Here is a 24,905-nt window from a genome sequence, read left to right as displayed (position 1 = left end):
GCTGAGTGCATCGAGCACGAAATCCAGGCGCTGGTTGCACGGAGGACGTCAGCTCATCGGCCACACGGCAAGCGCCCACCACGCCGACTGACCGCGCGAGAACACCCGCACCACCACGCGGTCTTCGGCCTCCGCACAGAAGGCGGCGCCAGCGCTGTCCGCGCGAGGCGCGTCGTCCCGCAAGGCGCGCTCCCCGATCTCCACCCCGAGCCGGAGCGCACGCGCCTCGCCTCGCGCCACGGCGACGGCCGCGAAGTAGCAGCGGCCCGGCTCCACCGACAGAGGAACGAGCGTGTCACCCGCGATGCCCACCACCTCGTGGAGCGGCGCCGCGACGGGCGCTGGAGCATTGCGGCGCCGGAGTGCAGCAGCAAAGCCCCCACGCGCACGCGCGCCATGGTGCGCCGGGACCGCGGAGGGGATGGGCCAGGTCGCGTCGGAAACGATCACCCGGACCGCGCCCGCCGTGCCCACGAAGGGGATCTCGACCAGGGTCGGCTCACCCACGCAGGCGAAGAGGCGCGCGTCGGCAGCCTCGCCGCGATCGCGGTCGAGCAAGCGCCCCGCGCCTTCTTCTCGGATCGCTGCGTCCACGTCCGTGGCTGCTCTCGGAAGCGTCGACGGGACATCGGCCATGACCTCCACGCGGTGGCACCCTTCGGGCAACCTCAGCGCAAGCTCGCCCGTCCCCTCCACGGACGAGCGGGTCTCCGTCTTGACGAAGCGCGTCGCCCCGTCGGCACGCGCGCGACGCTCCGCCCGTGCGACGCGCTCGGCGAGCGGGCCGGGCTCCAGGGCGGGGCCGAGATCGCCTCGCGGCGCCAGGGGGCCGAACACGCGCTCCGGAAACACGGCTTCGAGCGGCTCCTGCAGCGTCGTCGAGTCGGACACGATGACCTCGATGGCGGCACGGGGCCCCTCGATCTGGAGGACCGCGAGGCGGAGGCTGTCGCGCTCCGGACCGCAGCGATCGATGCGTGCTGCCCCGGCGACACTGCGGAAGCGGCGCGTGGCTCCCCCCCGATGCACCTGACGCAGAAGCTCCTCGAGCGAAGCCTGCTCCTCGGGGACGATCTCGGTGTCGACGACGAAGTCGGCCGTGCGAGGGCCCAGAAAGACGACGGACAAGCACCCTTCGGGCCAGGCGCCGCCGGGTCGCGCGCCAGGCGCTCCGCTGCCCGCTGGCGCGACCGCGGTGGGCTCCTGCAGTCGGACCAGGGTCATGCGGCCATGCTCGACGAACACCGGTGGGAGACGGCGTACGAGGGGGCGCGTCCCCGCAGCGAGATCCGCGTCGGTGGGCGTGGACCAGAGGCGCGTGAGCCGGTTGGCGTCGTCGATGAGGTCGGGTCGCCCTGGCTCGGCCGAGCTGGGGACGGCTGGAGCGTCCGCCGCGGAGGTGGCCGTGGTGGCCACGAGGCAGCCCAGTGAAAACGCGAGGAGCGGGACGAGGCGCCAGCGCAGGGCCATCGGGGTGGAAGGTACGCGGGACGGCACCAGGGGCCTAGCGCGGCGATGTGGACCGTTCGAGACGGCGTGCCGCCTGCATGAGGGCGAATCCGCCTGCCGCAAACGCGAGAGGACGTGTTCCACACCACATCGACATCACCACGCCAGACCCCCTGGACGGCTTGTGCAAGGTGGAGAGATCGGCTGAGGAGAGGGGCCGCTACCTCCTGCTCGTGCTCCGGGAACCACGATGAGGAGCTTCCGCTACCTCCTGCTCGTGCTTCAGGAACCACGATGAGGAGCTTCCGCTACCTCCTGCTCGTGCTCCGGGAACCACGATGAGGAGCTTCCGCTACCTCCTGCTCGTGCTCCGGGAACCACGATGAGGAGCTTCCGCTACCTCCTGCTCGTGCTTCAGGAACCACGATGAGGAGCTTCCGCTACCTCCTGCTCGTGCTCCGGGAACCACGATGAGGAGCTCCCGCTACCTCCTGCTCGTGCTCCGGGAACCACGATGAGGAGCTTCCGCTACCTCCTGCTCGTGCTCCGGGAACCACGATGAGGAGCTTCCGCTACCTCCTGCTCGTGCTCCGGGAACCACGACGAGGAGCTTCGGCTACCTCCTGCTCGTGCTTCAGGAACCACGATGAGGAGCTTCCGCTACCTCCTGCTCGTGCTCCGGGAACCACGATGAGGAGCTTCCGCTACCTCCTGCTCGTGCTTCAGGAACCACGATGAGGGGGGTCCGCTACCTCCTGCTCGTGCTTCAGGAACCACGACGAGGAGCGTCAGCCAGCTTCTGCTGGAGGGTCTGGTTCCCCTCGAAGGGGCGCTCGGGAGGAGCTCTCGAACACGGAAAATTTCGCGTGGACATACGTCAGCCGTTGCAGGAGCAAAGCCGCCACCCCAGCACACAAGGGCCACGGGTCGTTCCTGCCGCCCATCAGGACGTTCGGCGCTGGTCACGACGCTTTCGCTCGTCCGTCGAGGAGGATGACGCTCGCTTCGTCGCGCTCTGCGCGATCGGGCTCACCTCGCGTGCGCTCTCGATCAGCGCACGCACCACGGGCACGCTGGCATCCTCCGCGCGCCAGGTGACGACCTCGCTCAGGTGGATGTGAAGGTCTTCGACGGGTCGCCACGAGAGCGATGTGTGCAAGACCGGCTCCCAGAACTTCTCGGTGAGGAACGTGACCGCGTCACCGATCACCACCAGCGCCAGAAGCGCCTCCAGGTCCAGCACCTCTGCCGTCACGTGCAGCGTCACCCCCTGTGCACGCGCCGCCGTGATGAGGTCTGCGTGCAGCCGTGGATAGAGCTGACGCGGCTGGAGGAGCACCCGCTCGCTGTCGAGGTCCCGCAGCCGGATCTTCTTCCGCCGTGCGAGACGATGGTCCGTGGAGAGCAGCAGCCCGAGCCGGTCGCGGCTCATCTCCAGGTGGACGAGCGTGTCATCGCTGGGCGCGTAGGCGCCATAACCGAAGGCGATCGTCCCCTGTCGTAGCGCCGTCCACTGCTCGACGCTGCTCATGGGGACGAGCTGCAAGCCGACGCGGGGCGCGCGCTTCCGGAACGCCGCGACGAGGGACAGCAGCGCCCCCATGAAGGTCGTCCCCGTCTCGAAGCCGATGACCACCGTGCCGAGCCTCCCTTCGGCGACCCCCTTGGCCTCGTCGACGGCCGCGTCGACGCTCGCCAGGATGCCCCGGGCTCTCTCGGCGAAGGCTTTCCCGGCGGCAGTGAGCTTGATGCCACGTCCCTCGGGCTCGAAGAGCGCGACGCCCATCTCCTCCTCGAGATCCTTCATCTGCCGGCTCAGCGGTGACTGCGAGACGTGGAGCCTCTCGGCAGCACGTCGGAAGCTCTGCTCCTCGGCGATCGTCACGAAGTAGCGCAGGTGTCGGAGTTCCATGGTGTCCTACCGTTGCCAAAGAGGCATCATACGCAGCCGATCAACGTCCTGGATGGCTCGATGCGCGCAGCGTACGTGAACGCTCATGAACGCAACGCCCCTCGCGCCGCGCCGAGCGCTGGTCTCCGGCGCCAGCATCTCCGGTCTCACCACTGCCTGCTGGCTCACCCGCCATGGCTTCGAGGTCACGGTGGTCGAGCGCGCTCCCCATCTGCGGCCAGGCGGTCATGCGCTCGACGTGCGTGGTCCGGCCCTGGAGGTCGCGGCGCGGATGGGCGTCCTGACGACGCTCCGCGATCGCAGCACGAAGCTCACGGGCATCTCGGTGGTCGACGCAGCCGGTCAGGAGATCTTCCGGAGCACGGAAAGCACCTTGACCGGCGGCCGGCTCGACAGTCCCGATGTGGAGATCCTGCGGGACGACCTCTGTGACGTGCTCCACGGCGCCGTGGGCCCCCGGGTCGAGTACCTCTTCGGTGACTCCATCGCGTCGCTGATCCAGGACGCGTCGGGCGTCGACGTCACGTTCGTCACCGCCACGCCTCGACGCTTCGACCTCGTGATCGGCGCGGATGGGCTGGGCTCGGCAGTGCGGCGGATCGCCTTCGGCCCCGACGAGCAGTTCGTACGCCCCTTCGGCGACCTGTACGTCGCGACGTTCGGCATGCCGAACTTCCTCGGTCTCGAGCGCTGGCAGGTCATGCACCAGCAGCCCGACACCGTGGGCGCGCTCGTCATGGGCCTGCGGAAGGACGTCGACGCGAGGACGTACCTCGGCTTCAACGCGCCGGAGGGGATCGACCAGGGCTCCCGCGACATCGACGCGCAGAAGCGGCTGCTCGCCGACCGGTGCGCTGGCGCCGGGTGGGTGATCCCGGAGATCGTGGAGCACATGCTGCGCGCGACCGACTTCCACTTCTACTCGCTGAGCCAGGTCCGCATGGATCGCTGGTCGTGCGGGCGGGTCGTGCTGGTCGGCGATGCGGGCTACGCCGTCTCGCTGGGCACAGGTCAGGCGACCTCGGTCGCGATGGTCGGCGCTTACGTCCTGGCGGGTGAACTCGCCGCGCACAAGGACGACCTCGTCGGTGGCATCGCCTCGTACGAGGCCACCCTGCGCGCCTATGTGACACGCAACCAGGACATCGCGCTGGAGCAGAACAGCAGACTCGACGCGCCGGCTGGCGAGGGCGAGGCCGCCCTCACAGGCAGCATTCCGGACTTCGGAGCGCTGACGCTGCCATTCGCCCTGGAGACCTACGAAGGGGTGAAGAGGCCGCGGTGAGCGCCACACGCCCCAGGTCGCGCGGCCCGTCGTCGAAGACTCGGCGCGCTAGCAGCCTGGGATGGTGATGTCGACATCCAGAACGACATCGGCGACGACGGTCGTGTCTTGCTTGGGGCGCCGGCCCGAGATCTCCCCCGTGATCTTCATCCGGGGCGCGACCACGTAGGGCTTGAGCTCCACTCCCTCCACGAGCTCGAGTGCGACCTGCCGCGCACCGGCCGGGATCTCGTCGATCTTCCCGATCAGGACCTTCGGTTGCCCTGACGTCTCGGCGTAAAACCGCACGGAGTCGAGGAACTCGAACGTCGCCTCTGGCGGCCCTTCGATGGTGAGCACGAACTGGGTCATGATCACCGAGTCGACGTCGTCCTTGGTGACGCCCTGGTTCTCGAGCTCCTGCGTCAGGTCGATGCTGTCGAACGCCGGGATGTTCAGGGCGTCGAGCAGCTCCTCCAGCAGCGTTCCCGCCCGTACGACGGCCTTTCCCGAGACCTCGACGTCGATGTTGTCGAGCCCGTCACAGGAGAACAATGCGCCCAGCGAGAGCGCGAACACCGTCTGGAGCGCCGACCGCCTCCCCTGCTGACGGATGCACGCTGCCTTCCGGCCCCCTTCGAACGGCAAGGATCCCATCCTCCGATCCTACACCGGACCAGCACCAGCCGCTCGCGGCCCCCGGAGGCGAAGCACGGTGGCCACCGTGGCCGCCCTCGCCATGGCTCACCCGGACGGCGGCGCCTCCGGTCAGCCGACCAGCCGCCGGACTCTCGCGACGAGCCCCCCGATGAAGCCCCCCTCTCCCCGGAGCAGCTCCAGCTCGCCCGCGTCGAGCCACTGCCCTCCGCACACGGCACACGTATCGATGTGGATGTCGGCGTCCCAGCTCGCCACCCGCACCAGCCACCCCACGCCTTTGCAGCGAGGGCACGTCCCCCTTCGCTCGTCGTCGGCCGACTGGGCGCCTGCGAGGCTACGCAGCTTGTCGATGCTCCGCTTGTCCTGGATCCGCCGTAGCTCTCCCGCGTCGAACCAGATCCCCGAGCAGCGGTTGCACTGATCCAGTTCCACGTCCTCGACGAGCACCCGCTGCAAAGTCCCGTCGCACTTGGCGCATCGCATCGCCTTCACGCTCCCGATGAGGGCCCTCCGCGAAGCTACCACAGCCCGGTGAGGCGAGGCGTCCAGGCCGCTGGCCCAGATCGACGTCCCTGCGTCCGAGGTCGAGCACCCCCGGCGCGTCCGCGGGTCGCTCCTCCGACGGGGTCGCAGCGCCCGTCCCCGGGATCGGGAACGCTCCGGGGAAGGTCAGGAGCGCCGCAGCGAACCGGCGAGAAGGCGCGCGACCTCGGGGCGGAGCATCTCGGAGGGCGGGAGTTCGCCACGGGCGAGCATCCGCCGCACCTCCTTGCCCGAGCAAGGGATGCGCGTGGAGGCATCGCCAGGCGCCGTCTTGCGTGTCGCCGTGGCGGCGATCGCGGTCGAGTAGAAAGCTTCCTCGAAGAAAAGCGGCACCACGCCGAGTTCCGCGGGGGCGAAGCGGTCGAAGAGGGCGCGGGTTTCATGGGAGGGGGCCTGGAGGACGCTCCCCACGGCGTGGTCGTGCTCCACGATGACGTGCGAGCAGCCGTAGTTCTTGTGGGTGAGCGCGTGCAGGAGCGCCTCGCGAGGTCCCGCGTGATGCGTCACGGCCGGGTAGACGGACAGCACGGCACGATCGAGGGGGTAATAGTGGGCGAGCACGGCCTCGCAGGCGCGCAGCCGCACGTCGAGGGGCAGGTCCTCCGTGGGGTCGCCCCCGGCGAGAGCATGAACCAGGAGGCCATCGCAGATCTCGAGCGCAGCGCGGGTGATGTGCTCGTGGCCGCGGTGGAGGAGATCCACCGTCTGGAAGCCGACCACGCGACGGAAGCCCCGGGCCGTGAAGACGGCGCGCAGCGCGGAGGGCGTGTGGTCGTACGCGGGAGAGAACGGCGGGGCTGGGCGTTCGAGGCCGAGGAGTTCACCACCCACGTACACGGGGCCTGCGTCGAGGAGGGCGGCCACGCCCGGGTGGGATGGGTCGGTGGTGCCGTGGATGGCGAGGGCCTCCCGCTCCCGGTCGGGGCGCCACAGCTCGCTCACCTCGATGATCGCGACGAGGCGGCCGTCCCGCGCACGGAGCGCTGCCTCGGTGCCGATGCGCAACCTGGCCGCGATGTGCTCGGGGACGGCGAGGGTGACGGGGAGCGGCCAGGGAAGGCCGCGCTCCAGACGCAGGTCGCCGAGCACGCGGAGGTAGTCGCGCGAGGTCATGAAGCCGCCGAGCGGTGAGTAGGCGCCCGAGCCGATCAGCGTGACGAAGCTCTCCGTGCGCGCGTCGAGGTCGATGGCGACGAGGGCGCGGGCACGCTCCGAAAGGCTGTCGTGTCGCGCCGGGGTGACCTGCCGTGAGATCAGCTCGCCGCCGTGCGGCAGCGGCAGCGCCGAGGGCTCCAGCGCGCGTGGCAGCGACGGCGCCGAGATGGACAGGGGCGCCGAGGACGCCTCGCCCGAGCCGGTCGGCTGGAGGTCGAGGCGCGGGATGTGGCCGAGGCGCGGGATGTGGCCGAGGTCTTCGAGCGCGCTCAGGATGTGGGCGAGGCTCGCTTCCTTGGACTCGCGGTCGGTGTGGACCACGACCTCGGGATGCTCCGGTGGCTCGTAGGGGTCGTCGATGCCGGTGAAATGCTTGATCTCGCCGGCGAGCGCCTTCTTGTACAGGCCCTTGGGGTCGCGCTCGGCGAGTGCCGGGATCGCGCACGCGCAGTGGATCTCGACGAAGCCCGGGATCTGGGCGCGCAGCTCGTCTCGGGTGGCGCGGTACGGGCTGATGGCGGCGGTGATGGCGCAGGCGCCGGCGCGCGCGAGGAGCTTGGCGACGAAACCGATGCGCCGGACGTTGGTGTCGCGGTCTTCGCGGGAGAAGCCGAGGCCCTTCGAGAGATGGGTCCGCACCTCGTCGCCATCGAGGACCTCGACGTGGACGCCGCGGGCGCGCAGCTCGGCCGAGAGCATGGCGGCCAGGGTGCTCTTGCCTGCGCCGCTCAGGCCGGTGAACCAGACGACGAATCCTGACATGCTCGGCGCTCCCCCAAGGCCAGCGCGAAGGGCGCCTGGCGAGAAGGTGGTGGTGGGTTCACTCCACGATGGAGAAGGGGCTCGGGGCGAAGGTCGCGCCGTCCCAGAAGAAGAGGCGGTGCTCGTCGACGTGGGGAGCGTCGGAGGCACCGCCCTCCCCCTTCCGGACACTGGTGACGAGGAACGCCAGCGGCCACGCGGGGCCAGGGCCGACGGTGATCGAGCCACCTTCGTGGGCGGGAGGTTCGCCGCCGCTCATGACGGCGATGTCCGTGGGGCTGAAGTACGCGCCGGCGTCGAGGTGCGAGTGATAGAGGATCTTCACGGGGCGGCCAGCGGCCTCGCCGCGCCGGACGGCGTCGTCGAAGCGCTTCTCGTTGAAGGCGAAGAAGGAGCGGGCGGTGCGGAAGTACTGCTCGGGATCGAGGGCGTGCAGCTTGTTCGCCAGGTTGTCCATGCGGACGTGCTCGTCGACGAGGAGCGGCTCGGTGGACGGGCCGACGAGGTAGCCGCAGGCCTCTTCGTCGCGGAGGTAGGCGGCAATGGCGTCGGCCTCGACGGCCTGCAGGGCCGCGCGGGAGATCGCGAGGCCACCTCGGGTCCAGGGAGGAGAGAGGGTCACCATGTGTAGCGCTTCTCCCAGGCAGCCGGCGCGAAGTAGCGATCGCCGCGATCGCAGAGGATGGTGACGATGCAGCCGCCGCCTTGCTCCCGGTGGAGGCGCTCGGCCAGGCTCACGGCAGCGAAGACGGCGGCGCCGGAGGAGTGGCCGACGTGCAGCCCTTCTTCGTGGGCGAGGCGGTCGGCCATGTCCCAGCCGTCCTCGGTGCCGACGCGCACGGTCTCGTCGTAGGCGCTGGCGTCGTGGATGCCGGGCACGAGGGAGCTGGGGAGGTGCTTGAGGCCTTCGAGGCCATGCATGGCGTCGTCGGGCTCGATGGCGATGCAACGGATGGGGCGGGTGTGCTCTTTGAGGCGTCGGCTGGTACCCATGATGGTGCCGCTGGTGCCGAGGCCTGCAATGAAGTGCGTGATGCGATCGCCGACGGCGTCGAGGATCTCCGCGCCCGTGCCGTGGTAGTGGGCGAGCGGGTTGTCGGGGTTGGAGTACTGGTCCGGGTAGAAGTAGCGGTCGGGGTCGCGGGTGACGAGTTCACGCGCCAGGCGGATGGCGCCGTCGGAGCCTTCCAGCGGATCGCTGAAGATGATCTCGGTGCCGTAGGCGCGGGCGATCTCCTTGCGAGGGCGGGAAACGTTGGAGGGCATGACCAGGGCGACCCGGAAGCCCATGGCGGCGCCGAACATGGCGTACGCGACGCCCGTGTTGCCGCTGGTCGAGTCGATGAGCGTCTTGTCCGAGGTGAGCCGGCCATCGGCAGCGGCACGGGTCATCATGCGCAGGGCGGCGCGATCCTTGACGGAGCCGCCCGGGTTGCAGAACTCGAGCTTGACGTAGACCTCCACGGAGGGAGCGCTGCGGGTGACGCGCGAGAGCCGCACCAGGGGCGTGTTGCCGACGGTGTCGAGCACGGTGGCGCGGACCGATCGGAGGAGCGTCGTCCTCACGCGCCCTCCTCGGGAGCTGGGTGGCTGTGGTCTGCGACGCGCGCGCTGGCGAAGAGGGCGGCGCGGACGGCTGCAAGCGCCGCGCGGGCGCCAGCGAGGACGGCGGCGGCCTCGGGTGAGGTGACGAGTTCGGGGGGAGCGAGGGCGTCGCGATCGATGGCGCCAGGGGTGAGCGCGCCGAAGCCGGCCCCACGCGCGTAACGCTCGGCGACCTCGTGGGTCAGGCGATCCTCCGCGCTGCCGGCACCAGGTTCGAGGATGGCAGCCGTGGCGCTGGCGAGGAGGGCCTGGCCTTCGGAGCCGACCTCGGGCAGGAGCGCCTGGCGCAGGTAGCGCGGATCGATCACGAGGTCAGCTCCGGCCGCCAGCGATCGCGGGGATGATCGAGATCTGCTCGCCGCCCTTGAGCTGGGTGTTCAGGCCTTCAAGGAAGCGGATGTCTTCGTCACCGACGAAGATGTTCACGAAGCGGCGCACTCCCTTGGCATCGAGGAGGCGGTCGCGCAGGCCGGGGTGGGCGCGCTCGAGGTTCTCGATGATCTCGGCGACGGTCGCGCCCTGGGCCTTCACCTCTTCCTGGCCTCCGGTGAGGGTGCGGAGCTGGGTGGGAATGCGGATGGTCGCCTCGGTCTCAGCCATGGTGGTCTCCAATCTGGGCGGCACATTCGTCCGCGATGTAGCGTGAGAGGTCGATGGAACGGATGGTGCGGTCGGGTCCGCAGAGGGCGCAGGTCGCGCGGGCAGCGATGGGGACGCGGCGGAGGCGGTCCGTCAGGCCGTCGTAGGTGGTCACGTGGCCAGCGGCGGTCGGGTCGCCCCGGAGGAGGGCGAGCGCGCGGTCCGCCGCGATGGCGCCGGACACGCCGCACACGGGGCCCATGACGCCGGCGGTGGCGCAGTCCGGGGCTGGTCCCTCGGGGAGGTCCTCGAAGAGGCAGCGGTAGCAAGGGGCGCCGCGCGCGGCCGTGGCGAGGACGGTCGCGCGCCACCGGATGGCCGCGGCGTGGACCACGGGGACGCCGGCGAGGTAGCAGGCGTCCGCGATCAGGAAGCGCGAGGCGAAGTTGTCGGTGGCATCGAGGACGACGCCGATCCCTTGCAGGAGGTCGTCGACGGTGTCGGGCGTGAAGCGACCGGGGCGCGGGTCGACGGTGAGGTCGGGAGCGCGGAGGGCGAGGGCGTCGACGAAGGCGTCGAGCTTGGGGCGGCCGACGTCGGTGTCGGCGAAGAGGATCTGGCGGTGGAGGTTGGTGAGGTCGACCTCGTCGTCATCGACGACGCGGAGGCGGCGCAGGCCAGCGGCGGCCAGCGCGAGCACCGCAGGGGCGCCGATCCCACCTGCGCCGATGAGGAGCAGGGGGCCGTGATCGGCAGGGAGCTGGGGCGCCACAGCGCGACGGGCGTGGCTCACGGGAAGTACTCGCCGAGGCTGAAGTAGCGCTCTCCCGTGTCACACAGGATGGTGACCACGTTCGCGTCCGGGCCCAGCTCGCGCGCCACATCGAGGGCGACGCGCACGGCAGCGCCAGCGCTGATGCCCACGAGGAGGCCTTCTTCTCGGGACAGCGCTTGCTTGGTCTCCCAGGCAGCGCGGTCGCTCACCGTGCGGACCTCGGTGACCACACCGGGGTCGTAGTTCTCCGGGACGAAGCCCGCCGCGAGCCCCTGGATCTTGGTGGGGCCGCGCTCCCCGCGCGAGAGCGTGGCGCAGGCCTCGGGCTCGACCGCGATGATGCGCGGTCGTGGATGCTGCCGTCGGAGAACGCGCCCGACGCCGGTGATGCTGCCGCCCGTGCCCACACCGGCGACGAAGGCGTCGATGCGCAGGTTGGCCATCGCGTGGAGGATCTCCTGGGCGGTGGTCTCCGCGTGGCTGCGAGGGTTGTCCGGGTTGTCGAACTGGCCGAGGAGGAGCGCGCCCGGGATCTCGGCGGCGAGGGTGCGCGCACGCTGGATGGCGCCGTCCATCTGGAGTTCGGGCTCGGTGAGCACCACCTCGGCGCCATACGCTTCGAGGAGCTGTCGCCGTTCGAGGCTCATGCTGGCAGGCATGGTGAGGATGCAGCGGTAACCTCTGGCTGCGCACACGAGGGCGAGGCCGATGCCGGTGTTCCCCGACGTGGGCTCGATGACGACCCCACCGGGGCCGAGCGCGCCCTTGGCTTCGGCCCCCTCGATCATCGCGAGGGCGATGCGATCCTTCACCGAACCGCCAGGGTTCTGGTGCTCTCCCTTGCCGAAAACGCGCCCGCGCGGCGTGGCGGTCTCCAGCCTGCGGATCTCGTAGAGCGGCGTGTCACCTACGAGATCGAGCACGCTCTCGACGACACGCGGGTGGGACGGGAGAGGTGGCAAGGTGGGGTGTTCGAGCGACATGAAGAGCTCCTAGATGGCGTAGTTCACACGGTCCAGGCGCCCCTTGCTCTCGACACCGAGGGCGCGACCTCGCTCGCAGACGTCGGCGATGGTCACGGCGTCGAAGCAGCGCTCGATGGAGGTGGCGAGGTCGCAGAAGATGGAGGCGGTGGCGTCTTCAGCCGCCTCGCCGCCATCGTCGGTGAAGACCAGGGAGGTGCCTTCGAGGGCCCGGATGACGTCCCCGATGCTGATCTCGGACGCGGGGCGCGTGAGGTGGTAGCCGCCGCGTGGGCCACGCTTCGCGCCGAGGATCCCTGCCTTCTTGAGGTCCTGGAAGATCTGCTCGAGGAAGCGCGCGGGAATGAGCTCGCGCTCGGCGATCTCGCGGATCTGCGTGGGTCCGCCATCGTTGTGGTAGGCGATGTCGAACAGCGCGCGCACGCCATAGCGGCCCTTGTTCGAGAGCTTCACAGGAGCAGATGTGCATTGGCACATCGGAGGAGTCAAGAACTGGTTTATCCAGCACTTTCCTGGAGATCCAGCGGCCGGCGGGCGCCGAGGAGCGCCCGGGTCAGGATTTACGTGCCGGCGCGGCAGGACGGCCGCCCCGGTGTCGCCATCACTGGGCGCAGAGGGTGGTGATGTCGATCGGGCAGACTTCGGAGCGGAGCCACGTCTCGACGAGCTGGTCGACGGCCGTGGCGCCAGCGGCGTCCGTCATGCTCTTGATGTGGTCGAGCAAGGCGACCATGCGCGCGTCTTGACCGACCTGGGCGAGGTAGAACGAGCCGAGCGCCTGATCGAGCACGTTGACGCCGATGGCCTGGGCCACCTCGCGGAAGAAGAACGCGCCCTTGTAGTAAGGGACGCCCGACCAGAGGGGATGCGACAGGAGATCGATCTCGTTGCAGGAGCTGTCCGGCAGGGCGATGGTGTTCTCGTCGTTGGCCGGGTCGCAGTAGTACTGGAGCTCGCACTCGTAGTCCGCCCAGACGTCGACGCCGACCTGATCGAGGGCATGCGCCGCCATGTAGGTGACGGTCCCTTCGGAGAGGACGAAGTCCTCCCAGCAGGAGATGCGGACGCCGTTGCCGAACCAGCCGTGCGCGGCCTCGTGGGCGTGGACCTCTTCGCTGTACATCGAGCCGCTGGAGACATGCCAGAACGGATGATGCTCCATGCCGCCGAAGTCACCGCCGCCCCAGTTCGCGGACACGCTGCCGACGCTGCTGCCGAACGTGTAGGGTCCGTAGGTTTCCTCGAAGAACTCGACGACGTCCACGAGGTGGGCGACCCCTTCGAGGGTCTGCGTCTCCTCCCCTGGCAGGTGCCAGGCATGGACGTCGGTCCCTGCGGTGGTGGTTCCCAGGTCGATCTTGGTGAAGCTCGCCACGGCAATCGCTGGCATGTACGACGGTGCGTCCGCCGGGATGGTGGCCGGGTAGACGGCCGTGGCGCCATCGGGGATGCCGGTCACGTTCATCGTGAAACGCACGCCGTCGGAGGGATCCGATTTGCACGGGAAGAGGTTCCCGCAGAAGTAGGGCCAGAGAAACGACACGCCGGTGTCGGGTGTCCACCCGTCGAAGTCCTCGTGAGGCTGGAAGCCATACTCGACGACGAGCGTCACCTCGCCACCGGCAGGGACGCCCACGTCGAGCCTGCCCGCGTCCGCGTCGACGGCGTGGTTGAGGTCCCCTTCCGCGTCGTGAACCGAGACGATCTCGAGATCACCGATCTCGAACGAGGCCGCCTGACTGTCCGAAGGTGCGAGGGTGATCGTGGCGCGGCCAGACAGCCCGTCGAGGTTGATCTGCAGGTCGGTGGTGAGGATGTCGCGGGTCCAGTCCTGGCCGGCGGGAGGACGCCCGTCCGCCCCGCCCTGCCCCCCTGAGCCGCCCGAACCCCCGGTGGAAGAGGTGGTCGTCCCACTCGCCCCCGAGCCATCGTCATCGCCACCACACGCGGCGACGGCGAGGAACGAGAGCGTCGAAGCGAAGGCCCACCCTGCAAGCTGTAGGTGTCTCATCCCGGCGAGGATAAGCGCTGGATGCCGTGGCTCCTAGGCGCCCGACGCACGCCGCGCTAAGTCGGTGGGGATGGCATTTTTTCAGGATCCCCCTGCTCTGGGCAATCAGTTCGACGAGGACCGCGCCCTGCGCTCGTACCTCTCTCGCGCGCTGCCGTCCGACGTCCACGGTGCGGTCATCCCTTCGCTGAGGGAGATGGGTGAGCTGGCCGGTGGCAGCCTGTACCGCCTGCAGCTCGCCGACCGTTTGAACGAGCCCGTGCTCACGCAGTGGGATGCCTGGGGGAGGCGGGTGGATCACATCGAGGTGACGCCCCTCTGGAAAGAGGCCGCGCGCATCGCGGCCGAACACGGCGTCGTGGCGACGGCGTACGAGCGCGCACACGGCCGGTTCTCCCGGGTGCATCAGTTCGCCCTCGCTTTCCTCTTCGATGCCTCGACCGACGTCTACACCTGCCCGCTCGCGATGACGGACGGGGCAGCCAAGACGCTCGTGGTGCATGGCAACCAAAAGATCAACGAGCGCGCGGTCGCGCGTCTCACCAGCCGCGATCCGGCGCAAGCGTGGACGAGTGGGCAATGGATGACCGAGCGCACCGGAGGATCCGACGTCGGGCTCAGCGAGACGATCGCCACACCCGGTCCCGACGGCGCGTTTCGGTTGCATGGCACGAAGTGGTTCACCTCGGCGACGACCTCGCAGATGGCGCTGACGCTGGCGAGGCCCGAGGGCAACCCGCCAGGAGGGCGAGGTCTCGCGCTGTTCTATGTCGAGGTGTTCGACGAGAAGGGTCGGCGCGAGGGGATCCTGGTGAACCGGCTGAAGGACAAGCTGGGGACGCGCAAGGTCCCGACCGCCGAGCTGACGCTCGACGGTGCGCTCGCCCTGCCGGTCGCGGGGCTCGGCGACGGGATCCGCAACATCGCCCCCATGCTGAACATCACCCGCACGTGGAACGCGGTGGGGGCGCTGGCGGGCATGCGTCGCGGGATCGCGCTGGCGATGGACTACGCAAACCGGCGGGTGCAGTTCGGCGCGCCCCTGAACCGCAAGCCCCTCCACGTGGACACGCTGGCCGGAATGCAGGCCGAGTTCGAGGGCGCGCTCCACTTGACGTTCCGGGTGGTCGAGCTGCTCGGGCGCGAAGAGGCCGGTGAGATCACGGCCGACGAGGCGCGGCTGCTCCGGCTGCTCACGCCGTTGATGAAGCTCACCACGGCGAAGCAGGTGGTGGCCGTGACGAGCGAAGCCCTGGAGTGTTTCGGAGGGGCCGGGTACGTCGAAGACACGGGTCTGCCGCGCATCCTGCGGGACGCCCAGGTGCTCCCGATCTGGGAGGGGACGACCAACGTGCTCTCCCTCGACGCCCTGCGCGCGATCGCGAAGGATCGTTCGCTGGAGGTGCTCGGAGCGGAGATCGCGCGCCTCTGTGGGGGTGCCGCTGGAGGGAGGCTCGCTCCTGCAGCCGCCGCGGCCGAGCAAGGGTTCCAGCACGCGGTGGCCTGGGTCGGGCGCCTGTCGAGCGAGGATCCGCTGGGCATCGAGGCTGGCGCGCGCCGCTTCGCGCTGACGCTGGGCCGCTCCCTCGAGCTGGCGCTGCTGGTGCACCACGCGGCCTGGGCGCAGGAGCACGCGAGCGACGCCCGTCCCACGGCCGCAGCGCTGCGCTTCGCCGCGCACGGTGTGGACCAGATCCGCGACGAATCGCGCGAGTTCGCCGAGTTGCTCGCAGGCGTCACGAGCTAGTACGGCCTCATGCGACGCCCGGCGGCGTCAGATCCCTTCCAAGTCCCCCCGCAACGCCTGCACAGAAGCTAGCCTCGTGGCGCTTGTTGCGTCCCAGCAGCGCGCGTCCGGAGGGCCGCGCAGGTTGCTGAGACGCAGTCTGTCCGATCTGTCGCGGAAGCTGCTGGACGCCCCCAACTGCTCGCGCGTACAGTATTACTCCTACGCGACGCTGAACGTCACGGATTCAGGGACGACGGCCTGGCGGCCCGGGCGTTAGGCCGGGGTGTCGCCACGTCGGGTCGCGCTTCAACGCGAGGCATGCCTTCGAGCCCCCAGGTGGGGCCTGGGGAGTCGTGCGTCCCGCGAGGGGAGCGCTCGTTCTCGGATCCAGCGGTGCGGTGAAGGTCGCTTCAGGGCCGAAGGTGCGGCGGGTTTCGCGCCACGAGCGGTGAAGAGTCGAGCATGAAGACGCAATACACGCTGCTTTCCGGGGAGACCGTCGAGTTCATCGCGCCCGCTGGCGAGCTGGGCGCCTTCATGCGGCGCGTCATCGCAGCGACGAAAGACCCCGCGGTGACCGACGCCGAGCTCACCGAGCTGGTTCACGGGCCCGAGAACCCGCTGCTCGACGCGACCGTCGTCCCTGGGAAGGTGGTCGCGACGAGCGAGACGTACCGCGACCCGATGTTCCACGTGATGCTCGACTGCATCGCCAGGAAGCGGATGCCGCCAGGAACGAGCGTCGCCACGGCACGCGCACGGTTCACGCTGACGGTGCCCGAGACGGCGACGCAGCTCGGGATCTCCGAGAGCGCGGTGCGGCAGGCGATCTACTCGGGGCGACTTCGCGCGCACAAGGAGGGCGGGACCTACTACCTGGACCCGATCTCGGTCGGCAGCTACCGCGTGAGCCGACGCGGTCCACGGCGGCGGGACGCCGGCGGGAGGAGCTTCCCCGGCGGCATCCTGGAGGCCCGGATCGGCTCTGCGCCAGACGCGAGCTTCCGCGTGAAGCACACGCGCGAGGAGTTCGAGGTCGAGGAGAAGCACGGCGCCGAATGGGTCGGAACGATCCCGGGCGGGTGGCACCGGATCGGTGTGCTCGGCACGTCGAAAGAGCGCGCACGGTTCTGGGAGATCGAGCCTGCAGAGGGAGAGAGCGTGCTCCACTTCGAGGGGTTCTACCTGCGTGGAGGCTTCCGGATCCTCGAGACGGTCAGCGTGTCGGCGCGTGCGCGCGAGGCATTCCGGCATTTCCGGCCCAAGTAGGTCCAGGCTGGCCGTTCCGCGACAGTGGTCCTGGCCCGTGGTACGTGTCCGAGGTGCAGAACGCCACCCTTGTGAGTGCATTGCCGGGCGCCGCTGAGCTGCCCGCAGACCTGACCAGACGCCTCGCGGAGGCACTCACCGCGAAGGGGCCCGGGTACGTGCCACGCACCCACCACCTGAAGGAGGGGCGGCCCGAGTACACCAACCGGCTCCTGCTGGAAGGCAGCCCGTACCTGCTCCAGCACGCGCACAACCCCGTGAACTGGTATCCGTGGGGCGACGAGGCGTTCGAGGACGCGCGGAGGCTCGATCGGCCGGTGCTGATCTCGATCGGCTACTCCACCTGCCACTGGTGTCACGTCATGGAAGGGGAGTCGTTCGAGGACGTGCAGATCGCGCAGTTCCTCAACGAGAACTACGTGTGCATCAAGGTGGATCGCGAGGAGCGCCCGGACGTCGACGCGATCTACATGAGCGCAGTCCAGGCGCTCACCGGCTCCGGTGGCTGGCCGCTGAACGTGTTCCTCACGCCGGGCAGGGCGCCGTTCTTCGGCGGAACCTACTTCCCGCCGCGGGACGGGGCGCGGGGGATGCGGAAGGGGTTCCTCTCCATCCTCGCCGAGCTGCTCACCGTGTATCACCAGGATCGCGAGCGGATCGAACGTGCTGCGTCGGATCTGTCGGGGATCGTCCGCGACCTGCTGTCAGCGCAGGCGGTGCCCGCCGACGTCGACGCGCCGGACGCCTCGCCCATCGCCGCGGCCATGAGCGCTTACAAGCGGAGCTTCGATGGGACCCATGGCGGGCTCGCGCGGGCACCGAAGTTCCCTTCGCAGCTCCCACTCCGGCTGCTGCTGCGCGTGAGCAGGCGGACGGGAGACGCGGATGTGCTCCAGATGGCGACGCTCACGCTCGAGAAGATGGCCTCGGGTGGGATGTACGACCAGGTCGGGGGTGGGTTCCACCGTTACTCGACCGACCCGGAGTGGCTGGTCCCTCATTTCGAGAAGATGCTCTATGACAACGCGCTGCTGGCGGTGGCCTACGCCGAGGCGCATCAGGCAACGGGTCGTCCGGATTTTGCACGCGTCACCCGCGAGGTGCTCGATTACGTACTGCGGGAGATGACGGCGCCCGAGGGTGGGTTCTACTCGGCCACCGATGCGGACTCGGAAGGAGAAGAGGGGCGCTTCTTCGTCTGGACGCCCGCCGAACTGAAGGAGGCGCTCGGCTCCGAAGCGGAGCGGTTCATGCGCTACTACGGCGTGACGGAGAGCGGCAATTTCGAGGGTCGCAACATCCTGCATGTCCGTGAGCCGGACGAGGCAGAACACGCTGCGCTCGCCGCTGCCCGGAGCAAGCTGTACGCGCTCCGTGAACAGCGCATCGCACCACTCCGCGACGACAAGATCCTGACGTCCTGGAACGGGCTGATGATCTCCGGGTTCGCAGCGGGCGCGCTCGCCCTCGGAGACGCGCGGTATGCACAGGCCGGCAGCCGGGCCGCCGACTTCCTGCTGACGCACCTGCGCGAGTCAGGGAGGCTGCGCCGGAGCTTCCTGAACGGCAAGTCTCAGTTCAACGCTTACCTCGATGACTATGCGTTCCTGATCCAGGGGCTCCTCGATCTGTACGAGGTGACCTTCGAGGGGCGCTGGCTTCGGGAGGCGCTGGCCCTCGCAGAGGTGGTCGAGACGCATCATGCCGACCCGCAGACGGGAGGCTGGTTCATGACCAGCGATGATCATGAGCAGCTCCTTGCGCGCGAGAAGCCGGCCTACGATGGAGCCGAGCCTTCCGGGAACTCGGTGCACCTCCTCAATGTGTTGCGTCTGGGAGAACTGACGTCCGAGGACAGGTTCCGGACGCTCGGAGAGCGAGCGTTCAAAGCGTTCGCTCCTCAGCTCACGGAGCGACCGCTGGCGCTCAGCGACATGCTGCTGGCGCTGGACTTCTGGACGGATGCGCCTCGGGAGATCGTGCTGGTCTGGCCGGATGGCGATGAGACGCCGAAGGCGCTCGTCGACGTACTCCGCAAGACGTTTCTTCCCAATCGCATCGTGGTGGGGGGCACGGAGCGAGCGCTCGGTGAGCTCACCGCGCAGGTGCCCTTGGTGGAGGGCAAGCGGGCACTGGGAGGAGCGCCCACGGTCTTCGTATGCGAGCGTGGTCGCTGTGAAGCGCCGACCACCGATCCAGCGGTGTTCGCGGATCAGCTGCAGGTGACGAAGGGGTACTGAGGCGGGTGGGGGGCGCGCTCTCCAAGGAGCGCGCCCTCGCCGAGAGGCCTGATCAGAAGCGCGCCTGCACCATGGCGCCGAAGCCGAGGAAGTCGGGGCTGATGAACGTGCGGAGGGAGGTGGTCCCCTCGTTGGGATCGCGCTCGACGAACGTGGCGTTGTTGTCACGCACGTACTGAGCCCAGATCACCGCCGACATGATGCGGCTCAGGTCCCACTTCAAGCTGGCGCGGGCCTGGATGATGGGCACAGCGCCCGTGTTGACCGGGAGGATGGAGATGTTGCCCTGCTCCCGGACCACGATGGTGCGGCTGATGGGCGAGCTGGCCCTGTCCACGGTGTTGGACTCAAACGTCGCCGGGAGCTGGAGACCGGCACCGATGCCGGGGGTCAAGCGTGCCGAAGGGATGTAGTAGTCCGCGGCGACCGAGAAGAAGAGTTCGTCGCTCGTCTTGACGGACTCGCTGCTGGGGATGGTCTGGAAGGGGATGAGGCTGGGCTGGTTGCGCAGCACGTACGGGAGATCGCGGTAGATGCCCGTGAAGCTCGCGCGAAGGTAGCCGGTCTTCAGGTTGGCCTGGAGCGCCGCGGCACGTGCCTGCTGGATGTTCGTGGCGCCAGCGACCTCGAAGTCGCTGAGGTGCTGGAACAGGTTCGTGTACTCGAGGCTCACCGCCCAGGTGGTCTTGCCTTCGGTGTACGTCTCCGGCCGGAAGAAGACCTGCGGCTTGTTCGGGTCGTTCCGGTAGAGCTGGAAGTCGATCGACTGGGGCGTCGGCATGTCCGGGTGATGCACCACGGCACGCGCAGACAGACCCGCGGTGTAGACGGGCTCTCCCCGGACATCGGGGAGGTCGAACTTGCCTTGCTGGAAGTAACCGCCGCCCGCGTCGACGTGCATGTAGTCGTTGATGTCGACCCCCACGCCGCCGAGGACGCCGTAGTTCGTCTCGCCGACACGGAGTTCCTCGACCTCGCTCGTTCCCGGGGTGAGGACCTCGGTGACCTCGATGATGTTCGCCGTCTTGAAGCCGGCGTACACGCTGAAGCGCTCGTGATCGAACTGGATCTTCGCACCAGGAGAGCTGCCGACGATGCGGGGGAAGATGGACTGGTTGATCGAACCCGCCGTACCACCCCAGGAGATGTCGTACAGGTAGCCGAGCCGCATACGGTCGGTGTCGAGGGGGAAGAAGGTCAGCCCGATGCCCTGCTTTCCGTCGGCCTTGCCGTCGGTGTGATAGAAAATGCGCAGGAACGAGCCGGAATCGTAGAGCGCCTGGTTGACGTTGTTGGCGTTCCTCGAGAGCGAGGCCATGTCGAAGCGCAAGACGACGGAGGCTTCGGTGTCGAGGTTGCGGATGAACCCCGGCATCTTCTTGTAGAGGACGAGGTGCGTCAGGTTCTCGCGACCGGCGAAGCGAGAGTTCAGGTTGTCGAAGAAGAGGCGATACTGACGGCGATCTCCGACGCTGGCGTTCGGTGAGATCGGCAGGGCCTGGCCCGTCTCGTGGAGGATGTCGTCGTCACCGAAGGTCCAGGTGAGGCGCGTATCCATGAAGTCGCCGAACAGAACCCCAGGCTCTTCTTTCGGTCCGTCGACGACCGGAGCAATCGACGGCACGGGCGGCGAGGCTGGCGCGGGCGTCACGGCAGGAACAGAGGGGGGGCCCATCGAGGCCGGGGGTTGAGGCGGAGGTTGCAGTGCCTCCACACGAAGGCGCGCTGCCTCGGCGTTGGGACCTCCGGCGGACGCGACCTGCGCGTACTCCGCGACGGCGACGTTGGGTCGCCCCTGTCGCTCGTGACATGCCGCGAGCTCGAACAGGACATCATTCGGCGCGGGTCCGGGGTTACCTGCTCGAGAGGCTCTGACGGCGCCCTCATAGGCCTGCTCGAAGAGCAAACACGCGCCGCCGACATCGTTGCTTGCGAGCGCGGTGCGGGCTTTCTCTCGGATCTGCTCCGGCGTGTCGACGGCAGGAGCATCCGGGGTCGGTGCAGCCGGGCGCTCCGCGTCGGGCGGAGGAGGCTGAGGTTGAGCCCATGCCGACGAGGCAAACGTGGCAAGCAAGGCTGCGGCAGCGGTGGCGAGGGGCGCGCTTCGATGCATGGCGGGCGTTCAGTCTCCTGGGGCGGCCGCCCGGTGGTCGCCGGGCGAGGAGAGTCGAAGTTGGTCTCCGACGTCCCTAATTCGTCGCTTCGTTTTCGGTCTCGGTGCGCAGGCGCACGCACGCTTCTTTTGAGGACTTCGGCGCGGGTACGCAGCCGGTCGCCTGGCAAGCAAGGTCGTCGGAGCAGCGGGTTTCCACCGTCCAGTTGAGGGAGCCGCCCGAGAAATTGCGCAGCGTCCCGGTCACGACATCGAGCACCTCCCCACGGTGCGACGTCGGATCGAACCCCCCGACGGTGCTGGTGTTGACCTGGATCATCACCGCGCCGTTCGACACTTTGTAGTTACCCCGAGCCGAATAGCTGGTCCATTCGCTGCACTCGGTGCTGCTCGTACACTGCTCGGAGCAACGCCCCTCCGTGGGGCTCGTGAAGTCGACCTGCCCATCCTCGTTGAGGTCGCAGTTCGACTGATCGGCCTTGAACTCGTAGATGCCAGGGAACTGCTTGCTCACCGTGGCGCGGTTCTTCCCGAAGTTGGCCGTGATGTGGAAGCCCTCGATGCGCACCAGGCCCGACTCGAGCTTCTCCATGGCCACGGGATTGCCGACCATGAATGGCTCGATGATCGCGGGCTCGGGGACCTCGCAATCCTCTCCGCGGGCGGGCGGTCGCACACGGTAGGACGGGAAAGCAATCTGCGTCCCACCGAAGAACTCGTTCACGGTGCCGGCGAGGTACTCGATCCGATCGCAGACCCGCATGCCTGGCGGCGTCGAGAAGTTGAAGGCGTACAGGTGGTTGTAACCAAGATCCTGCTCGGCCAGGTCGGTGACGTAGAAGCCATCGCTCGAGATGCGCGTCACCACGATTCGCTGAGGAGGCGCTGAATTCACCTCCATCGATTCGAACTTGTAAGGCGTCTCCGAGCCTCGCCCCTGGATGTCGGAGATCCGTGGGAGGGCATAGGCCACGGGCGGGGAGACACCAGCGGCGAAGGTCCCGCCTTCCTCCGTGTCGTCGTCCGCGTAGGCACACCCTGGATCCGCAGGGAAATCGATCAGCATGTCTTCGTGCGGATCGTCGTTGATGCCGTTCGAGCAGGCCGCTTTGGTGGGATCCTCGGCGGGCAGATACCCGAGGTCTTCTGCCCAGATCCGCGAATCGCCGAACACACCTGTGACGCGCACCGTCGCCGTGGCGCGCCCCCCACGGACGCGGAGGTTGCGGCCCATCCCGCCTTCACCTTCCACGGCCTGCACCGCTCCCGGCTCGGCACGGAGTCGAACGACCCCCTCGAATGCCGTGGGTTGGCCGCGGCCATCACGCGCCTCGATGACGATTTCCCACGTCTCGTCGACATTGCCCAGGTTCGCCGGCAGACGCGCGTCCGGAGAGGGAGGGTCCTCGCCGTTCACACGCACCACCTCCACCCTGAATGTGGAGGCGCCGTCCAGCGAGAAGCCCTCAGTCACGCAGCTCGACAGACAGGGAAGGGCCGAGAGGAGCAGGGCGGAGCGCGTGAACATGGTGCGCATCACTGCCCCACCATCCGGAGTCGACCATCCGAATAATTCCCGATCCGCCGGTCGACGCACGCGAGGTACTTGCAGGTTTCACCTCCCGTTGCGCAGGGAGACAGCGTACGCAGGCACTGCTCTCGCAAGTAATCCTCCGAAGCCGCGTTGCACGTCTCACGGCGATGCGTGGCGAGGTCGATACGACACTGCCTCAAGACGCATGCGCCCGCGTTGTTGCAGGACCCCCCTTCCTTCGTCTGGCACTGGAGCCCCTCTTCCACCTGCCCTGGGCAAGCGCACACGAAGTCCTCGCCCACCGTGGACTCACAGTCCGCATCGGTGCTGCACGAGACGGGTCGTCCGTCCTGGCCTGCGCCGCAGGGCTTACCCGCGCGGATGTAGTCGCCCAGCGCGTCGCGCTGCTGGATTTGCGTGTTGAACTGGGTGGTGTTGCGCTGGAGCACGCGGAAGCCGCTTCCACCGGCCCCCAGGTAGTCCGACGTGGCCAGCTCGTACATGGAGAACCCATCGAGCGGCCTCCAGCAGCGGTTCGCCTCCGGATCACAGCTCCCGAACGCTTGGCCCGGGCAATCGGCGTCACCATTGGGGCAGGTGATGGGGGGCTCGTAGGTACCGATGTAGATGTTGGTCGCGAGCCCCGGAGGCCCACCGGGTGTCTGCTGGGCGCTGCAGTTGATGACGACGCGGGCTCCCGCGATCTGCACCTGTGACACGCAGCCACGCCCCGTCGAACGACGCGCCACGAAGTCGAAGAGGTCCTGCACCTCGACGCCCGAGAGCTGCATCTTCGTGATGGCGTTGTCGAACGGGAAGATGTTGTAGAGCTGCTCGATCGTCACCGGCCCGGGTACGAGATCGGCCCGGATCCCGGTGGAGTTGGTCAGCGAGAAGTCGGTCTGCACGCCGAGCCGCAGCCACATCGCCGCGGCCACCATGTTGCCGAGCGGCGAGTCCCCACCACTGGTGGAGAAGCGACGCGATCCATCCCGCGCGTAGCCGACGAAAAGATCGAGGTCTGCCAGCGCATCGAGCCCTTGTTCGTAGGGCTCGAGCACGGCGGCGACGATCGGATCGTCGGGGACCTGAGCGTTCACGGGGAACAGGTCGTAGACGCTGCTCAATACCTCGAAGCCGTCGTTCGGATCGTAGTCGGGGCCGAGATCCTCGGGCAGGTTGGACACCACGAGGTCGAGCCGACCGACATACTTGGCGAACGCTCCGGAGTGAGCGAGCACGACGTCCCTTGGCTTGCAATAGCGTCGCGACTTCTCTCCCGCTTCCGGGTTCTGCTCGTCGTTCAGGAGGATGTAGTAACTCTGCTTCTCCTCGTCGTAGTACCGCGAGCAGTCCTGCACCCGCTTCGGCGGCTGGAGGACGATGTGGTTGTGCCCGCCCAGCACCACATCGATGCCGGTCGTGGTCTGGATCATCCGCTCGTCGACGTCGAGGCCGAGGTGGGTGACGAACACGACGAGATCGACCGAGGGGCGGAGGAGGTCGACGTAGAACTGCGCCACCTCGGTGGTGTTCAACGGGGTGATCCCGAGGCGGTTCGGCGCGTCGAAGATGGACGTCATGCTGGAAAGGTTGCCCATCCCGATGATGCCCACCCGCAGCCCATCCAGATTGAACACCGTGTAGGGCTGGATGATGCTCCCGAGCGGCGAGGCACCTGGCTGCGCGGGGTCTTCCAGAATGTAGTTGGCGGCCAGGATGGGGAAGTTCGAGTTCTGCTGGAGCTGAATGCCGAGGTTCAGCGCGCCTTTATCGAACTCGTGGTTGGCGACGATCATCGCGTCGACGCCCATGGCGGCGAGCGTCTTGATCTCCGCCTCTCCCGAGTAGAAGTTGAAGATGGGCGCTCCCTGGAAGCAGTCACCACCGTCGAGGTGGAGCACGCGGGATGAGCGAGCACGCTCGCGCCCGACGATGTGCGAGATGCGTGCGGCTCCACCCACGTTGACGATGCTCTGGACCTGTCCAAGACCGAGCCCAGCGTCGACTTGACCGAGCTGCAGGTTGTAAGGGAGCAGTCGCGAGTGGATATCCGACGTGTGAAGCAGCGTCAGATGAACCTGACCATCAAGCCGCGGTGGTGCCTGCTTGGTCACACACCCAGGGCTGGTACCGAGGGCGACGGCGCCGGCGATCACCGACGCTGCGAAGGGGATGAGCGCAGTGGCGCGGCGCAGCGGGGCGGTTTGTTGCTTCTGCATCCGTGGCGGGCGCCACGCTAGAGAGCCATGTCGACCGGCTCAAGGGGAAAATGCTCCATCGCGGCGTGATGTCGGGAACCCGGACCTTGCATTACGCAAC

The 24,905-nt window shown here is 68.3% G+C and carries 20 protein-coding genes; 4 read left to right on the top strand and 16 right to left on the bottom strand.

Annotated features, from left to right (window positions below):
* Positions 1-48: 48 nt before the first annotated feature.
* Together CMC5_RS16230 and CMC5_RS16225 are read right to left on the bottom strand one after the other, a co-directional pair.
* A complete protein-coding gene (locus CMC5_RS16230; protein WP_050431291.1) occupies positions 49-1,470 on the bottom strand; it encodes a hypothetical protein in 1,422 nt (473 codons plus the stop codon).
* A gap of 922 nt (positions 1,471-2,392) precedes the next feature.
* A complete protein-coding gene (locus tag CMC5_RS16225; protein ID WP_050431290.1) occupies positions 2,393-3,361 on the bottom strand; it encodes a LysR family transcriptional regulator in 969 nt (322 codons plus the stop codon).
* Between the two features lie 85 nt (positions 3,362-3,446).
* On the opposite strand from CMC5_RS16225, the gene CMC5_RS16220 reads away from it, so the two are divergent.
* A complete protein-coding gene (locus CMC5_RS16220; RefSeq protein WP_050431289.1) occupies positions 3,447-4,646 on the top strand; it encodes an FAD-dependent monooxygenase in 1,200 nt (399 codons plus the stop codon).
* Positions 4,647-4,694: 48 nt separating this feature from the next.
* Here CMC5_RS16220 and CMC5_RS16215 read toward each other — a convergent pair whose 3' ends face one another.
* From CMC5_RS16215 to CMC5_RS16165, 11 genes are all read right to left on the bottom strand, one after another.
* Positions 4,695-5,282 (bottom strand): hypothetical protein, encoded by a 588-nt coding sequence (locus CMC5_RS16215; RefSeq protein ID WP_050431288.1) that lies wholly within the window; start codon positions 5,280-5,282, stop codon positions 4,695-4,697.
* A 111-nt stretch (positions 5,283-5,393) separates the two neighbouring features.
* Positions 5,394-5,768, bottom strand: coding sequence for a zf-TFIIB domain-containing protein (locus CMC5_RS16210; RefSeq protein ID WP_063796577.1), 375 nt, complete (start codon positions 5,766-5,768; stop codon positions 5,394-5,396).
* Positions 5,769-5,954: 186 nt separating this feature from the next.
* Positions 5,955-7,745 carry an adenylyl-sulfate kinase gene (gene cysC / locus CMC5_RS16205; protein ID WP_050431286.1) on the bottom strand — a complete coding sequence of 597 codons (1,791 nt, stop codon included), beginning with the start codon at positions 7,743-7,745 and terminating at the stop codon, positions 5,955-5,957.
* Positions 7,746-7,803: 58 nt separating this feature from the next.
* On the bottom strand, positions 7,804-8,370 hold the full coding sequence (locus tag CMC5_RS16200) for a M67 family metallopeptidase (RefSeq protein WP_050431285.1): 567 nt from the start codon (positions 8,368-8,370) through the stop codon (positions 7,804-7,806).
* Positions 8,364-9,311, bottom strand: a complete 948-nt coding sequence (locus CMC5_RS16195) for a PLP-dependent cysteine synthase family protein (protein ID WP_050431284.1) — start codon at positions 9,309-9,311, stop codon at positions 8,364-8,366. The genes CMC5_RS16200 and CMC5_RS16195 overlap by 7 nt, the downstream gene beginning before the upstream one ends.
* Complete coding sequence (locus tag CMC5_RS16190; protein WP_050431283.1) at positions 9,308-9,658, bottom strand: ubiquitin-activating E1 family protein; 351 nt, start codon at positions 9,656-9,658, stop codon at positions 9,308-9,310. The genes CMC5_RS16195 and CMC5_RS16190 overlap by 4 nt, the downstream gene beginning before the upstream one ends.
* A gap of 4 nt (positions 9,659-9,662) precedes the next feature.
* The gene (locus CMC5_RS16185) at positions 9,663-9,950 is read right to left on the bottom strand and encodes a MoaD/ThiS family protein (RefSeq protein ID WP_050431282.1); all 288 of its coding nucleotides are present in this window, start codon (positions 9,948-9,950) and stop codon (positions 9,663-9,665) included.
* A complete protein-coding gene (locus tag CMC5_RS16180) occupies positions 9,943-10,722 on the bottom strand; it encodes a HesA/MoeB/ThiF family protein (RefSeq protein ID WP_082362531.1) in 780 nt (259 codons plus the stop codon). The genes CMC5_RS16185 and CMC5_RS16180 overlap by 8 nt, the downstream gene beginning before the upstream one ends.
* Positions 10,719-11,687: a cysteine synthase A gene (gene cysK / locus CMC5_RS16175; protein WP_050431280.1), complete on the bottom strand. Its 969-nt coding sequence runs from the start codon at positions 11,685-11,687 to the stop codon at positions 10,719-10,721. Before cysK ends, CMC5_RS16180 begins: the two co-directional genes overlap by 4 nt.
* 9 nt (positions 11,688-11,696) lie before the next feature.
* Positions 11,697-12,140: an RrF2 family transcriptional regulator gene (locus tag CMC5_RS16170; protein ID WP_050431279.1), complete on the bottom strand. Its 444-nt coding sequence runs from the start codon at positions 12,138-12,140 to the stop codon at positions 11,697-11,699.
* A 148-nt stretch (positions 12,141-12,288) separates the two neighbouring features.
* Positions 12,289-13,698, bottom strand: a complete 1,410-nt coding sequence (locus tag CMC5_RS16165; RefSeq protein ID WP_050431278.1) for a M1 family aminopeptidase — start codon at positions 13,696-13,698, stop codon at positions 12,289-12,291.
* A 70-nt stretch (positions 13,699-13,768) separates the two neighbouring features.
* On the opposite strand from CMC5_RS16165, the gene CMC5_RS16160 reads away from it, so the two are divergent.
* The 3 genes from CMC5_RS16160 to CMC5_RS16150 all read left to right on the top strand — a co-directional run bounded on the left by CMC5_RS16160 (position 13,769) and on the right by CMC5_RS16150 (position 18,936).
* A complete protein-coding gene (locus tag CMC5_RS16160) occupies positions 13,769-15,445 on the top strand; it encodes an acyl-CoA dehydrogenase family protein (RefSeq protein ID WP_050431277.1) in 1,677 nt (558 codons plus the stop codon).
* A 444-nt stretch (positions 15,446-15,889) separates the two neighbouring features.
* On the top strand, positions 15,890-16,696 hold the full coding sequence (locus CMC5_RS16155) for a helix-turn-helix domain-containing protein (RefSeq protein ID WP_050431276.1): 807 nt from the start codon (positions 15,890-15,892) through the stop codon (positions 16,694-16,696).
* A 53-nt stretch (positions 16,697-16,749) separates the two neighbouring features.
* Positions 16,750-18,936 (top strand): thioredoxin domain-containing protein, encoded by a 2,187-nt coding sequence (locus tag CMC5_RS16150; RefSeq protein WP_050435922.1) that lies wholly within the window; start codon positions 16,750-16,752, stop codon positions 18,934-18,936.
* Positions 18,937-18,988: 52 nt separating this feature from the next.
* Here CMC5_RS16150 and CMC5_RS16145 read toward each other — a convergent pair whose 3' ends face one another.
* From CMC5_RS16145 to CMC5_RS16135, 3 genes are all read right to left on the bottom strand, one after another.
* Entirely contained in the window at positions 18,989-21,049 is a 2,061-nt protein-coding gene (locus tag CMC5_RS16145) for a tetratricopeptide repeat protein (RefSeq protein WP_050431275.1), read from the bottom strand.
* A 76-nt stretch (positions 21,050-21,125) separates the two neighbouring features.
* Complete coding sequence (locus tag CMC5_RS16140) at positions 21,126-22,577, bottom strand: hypothetical protein (RefSeq protein WP_156338633.1); 1,452 nt, start codon at positions 22,575-22,577, stop codon at positions 21,126-21,128.
* An 8-nt stretch (positions 22,578-22,585) separates the two neighbouring features.
* Positions 22,586-24,805 carry a bifunctional metallophosphatase/5'-nucleotidase gene (locus tag CMC5_RS16135; RefSeq protein ID WP_050431273.1) on the bottom strand — a complete coding sequence of 740 codons (2,220 nt, stop codon included), beginning with the start codon at positions 24,803-24,805 and terminating at the stop codon, positions 22,586-22,588.
* Positions 24,806-24,905 lie beyond the last annotated feature (100 nt).

This window comes from Chondromyces crocatus (assembly GCF_001189295.1).
GTDB lineage: Bacteria > Myxococcota_A > Polyangia > Polyangiales > Polyangiaceae > Chondromyces > Chondromyces crocatus.
This window is presented reverse-complemented; position numbering and strand designations above follow the sequence as displayed.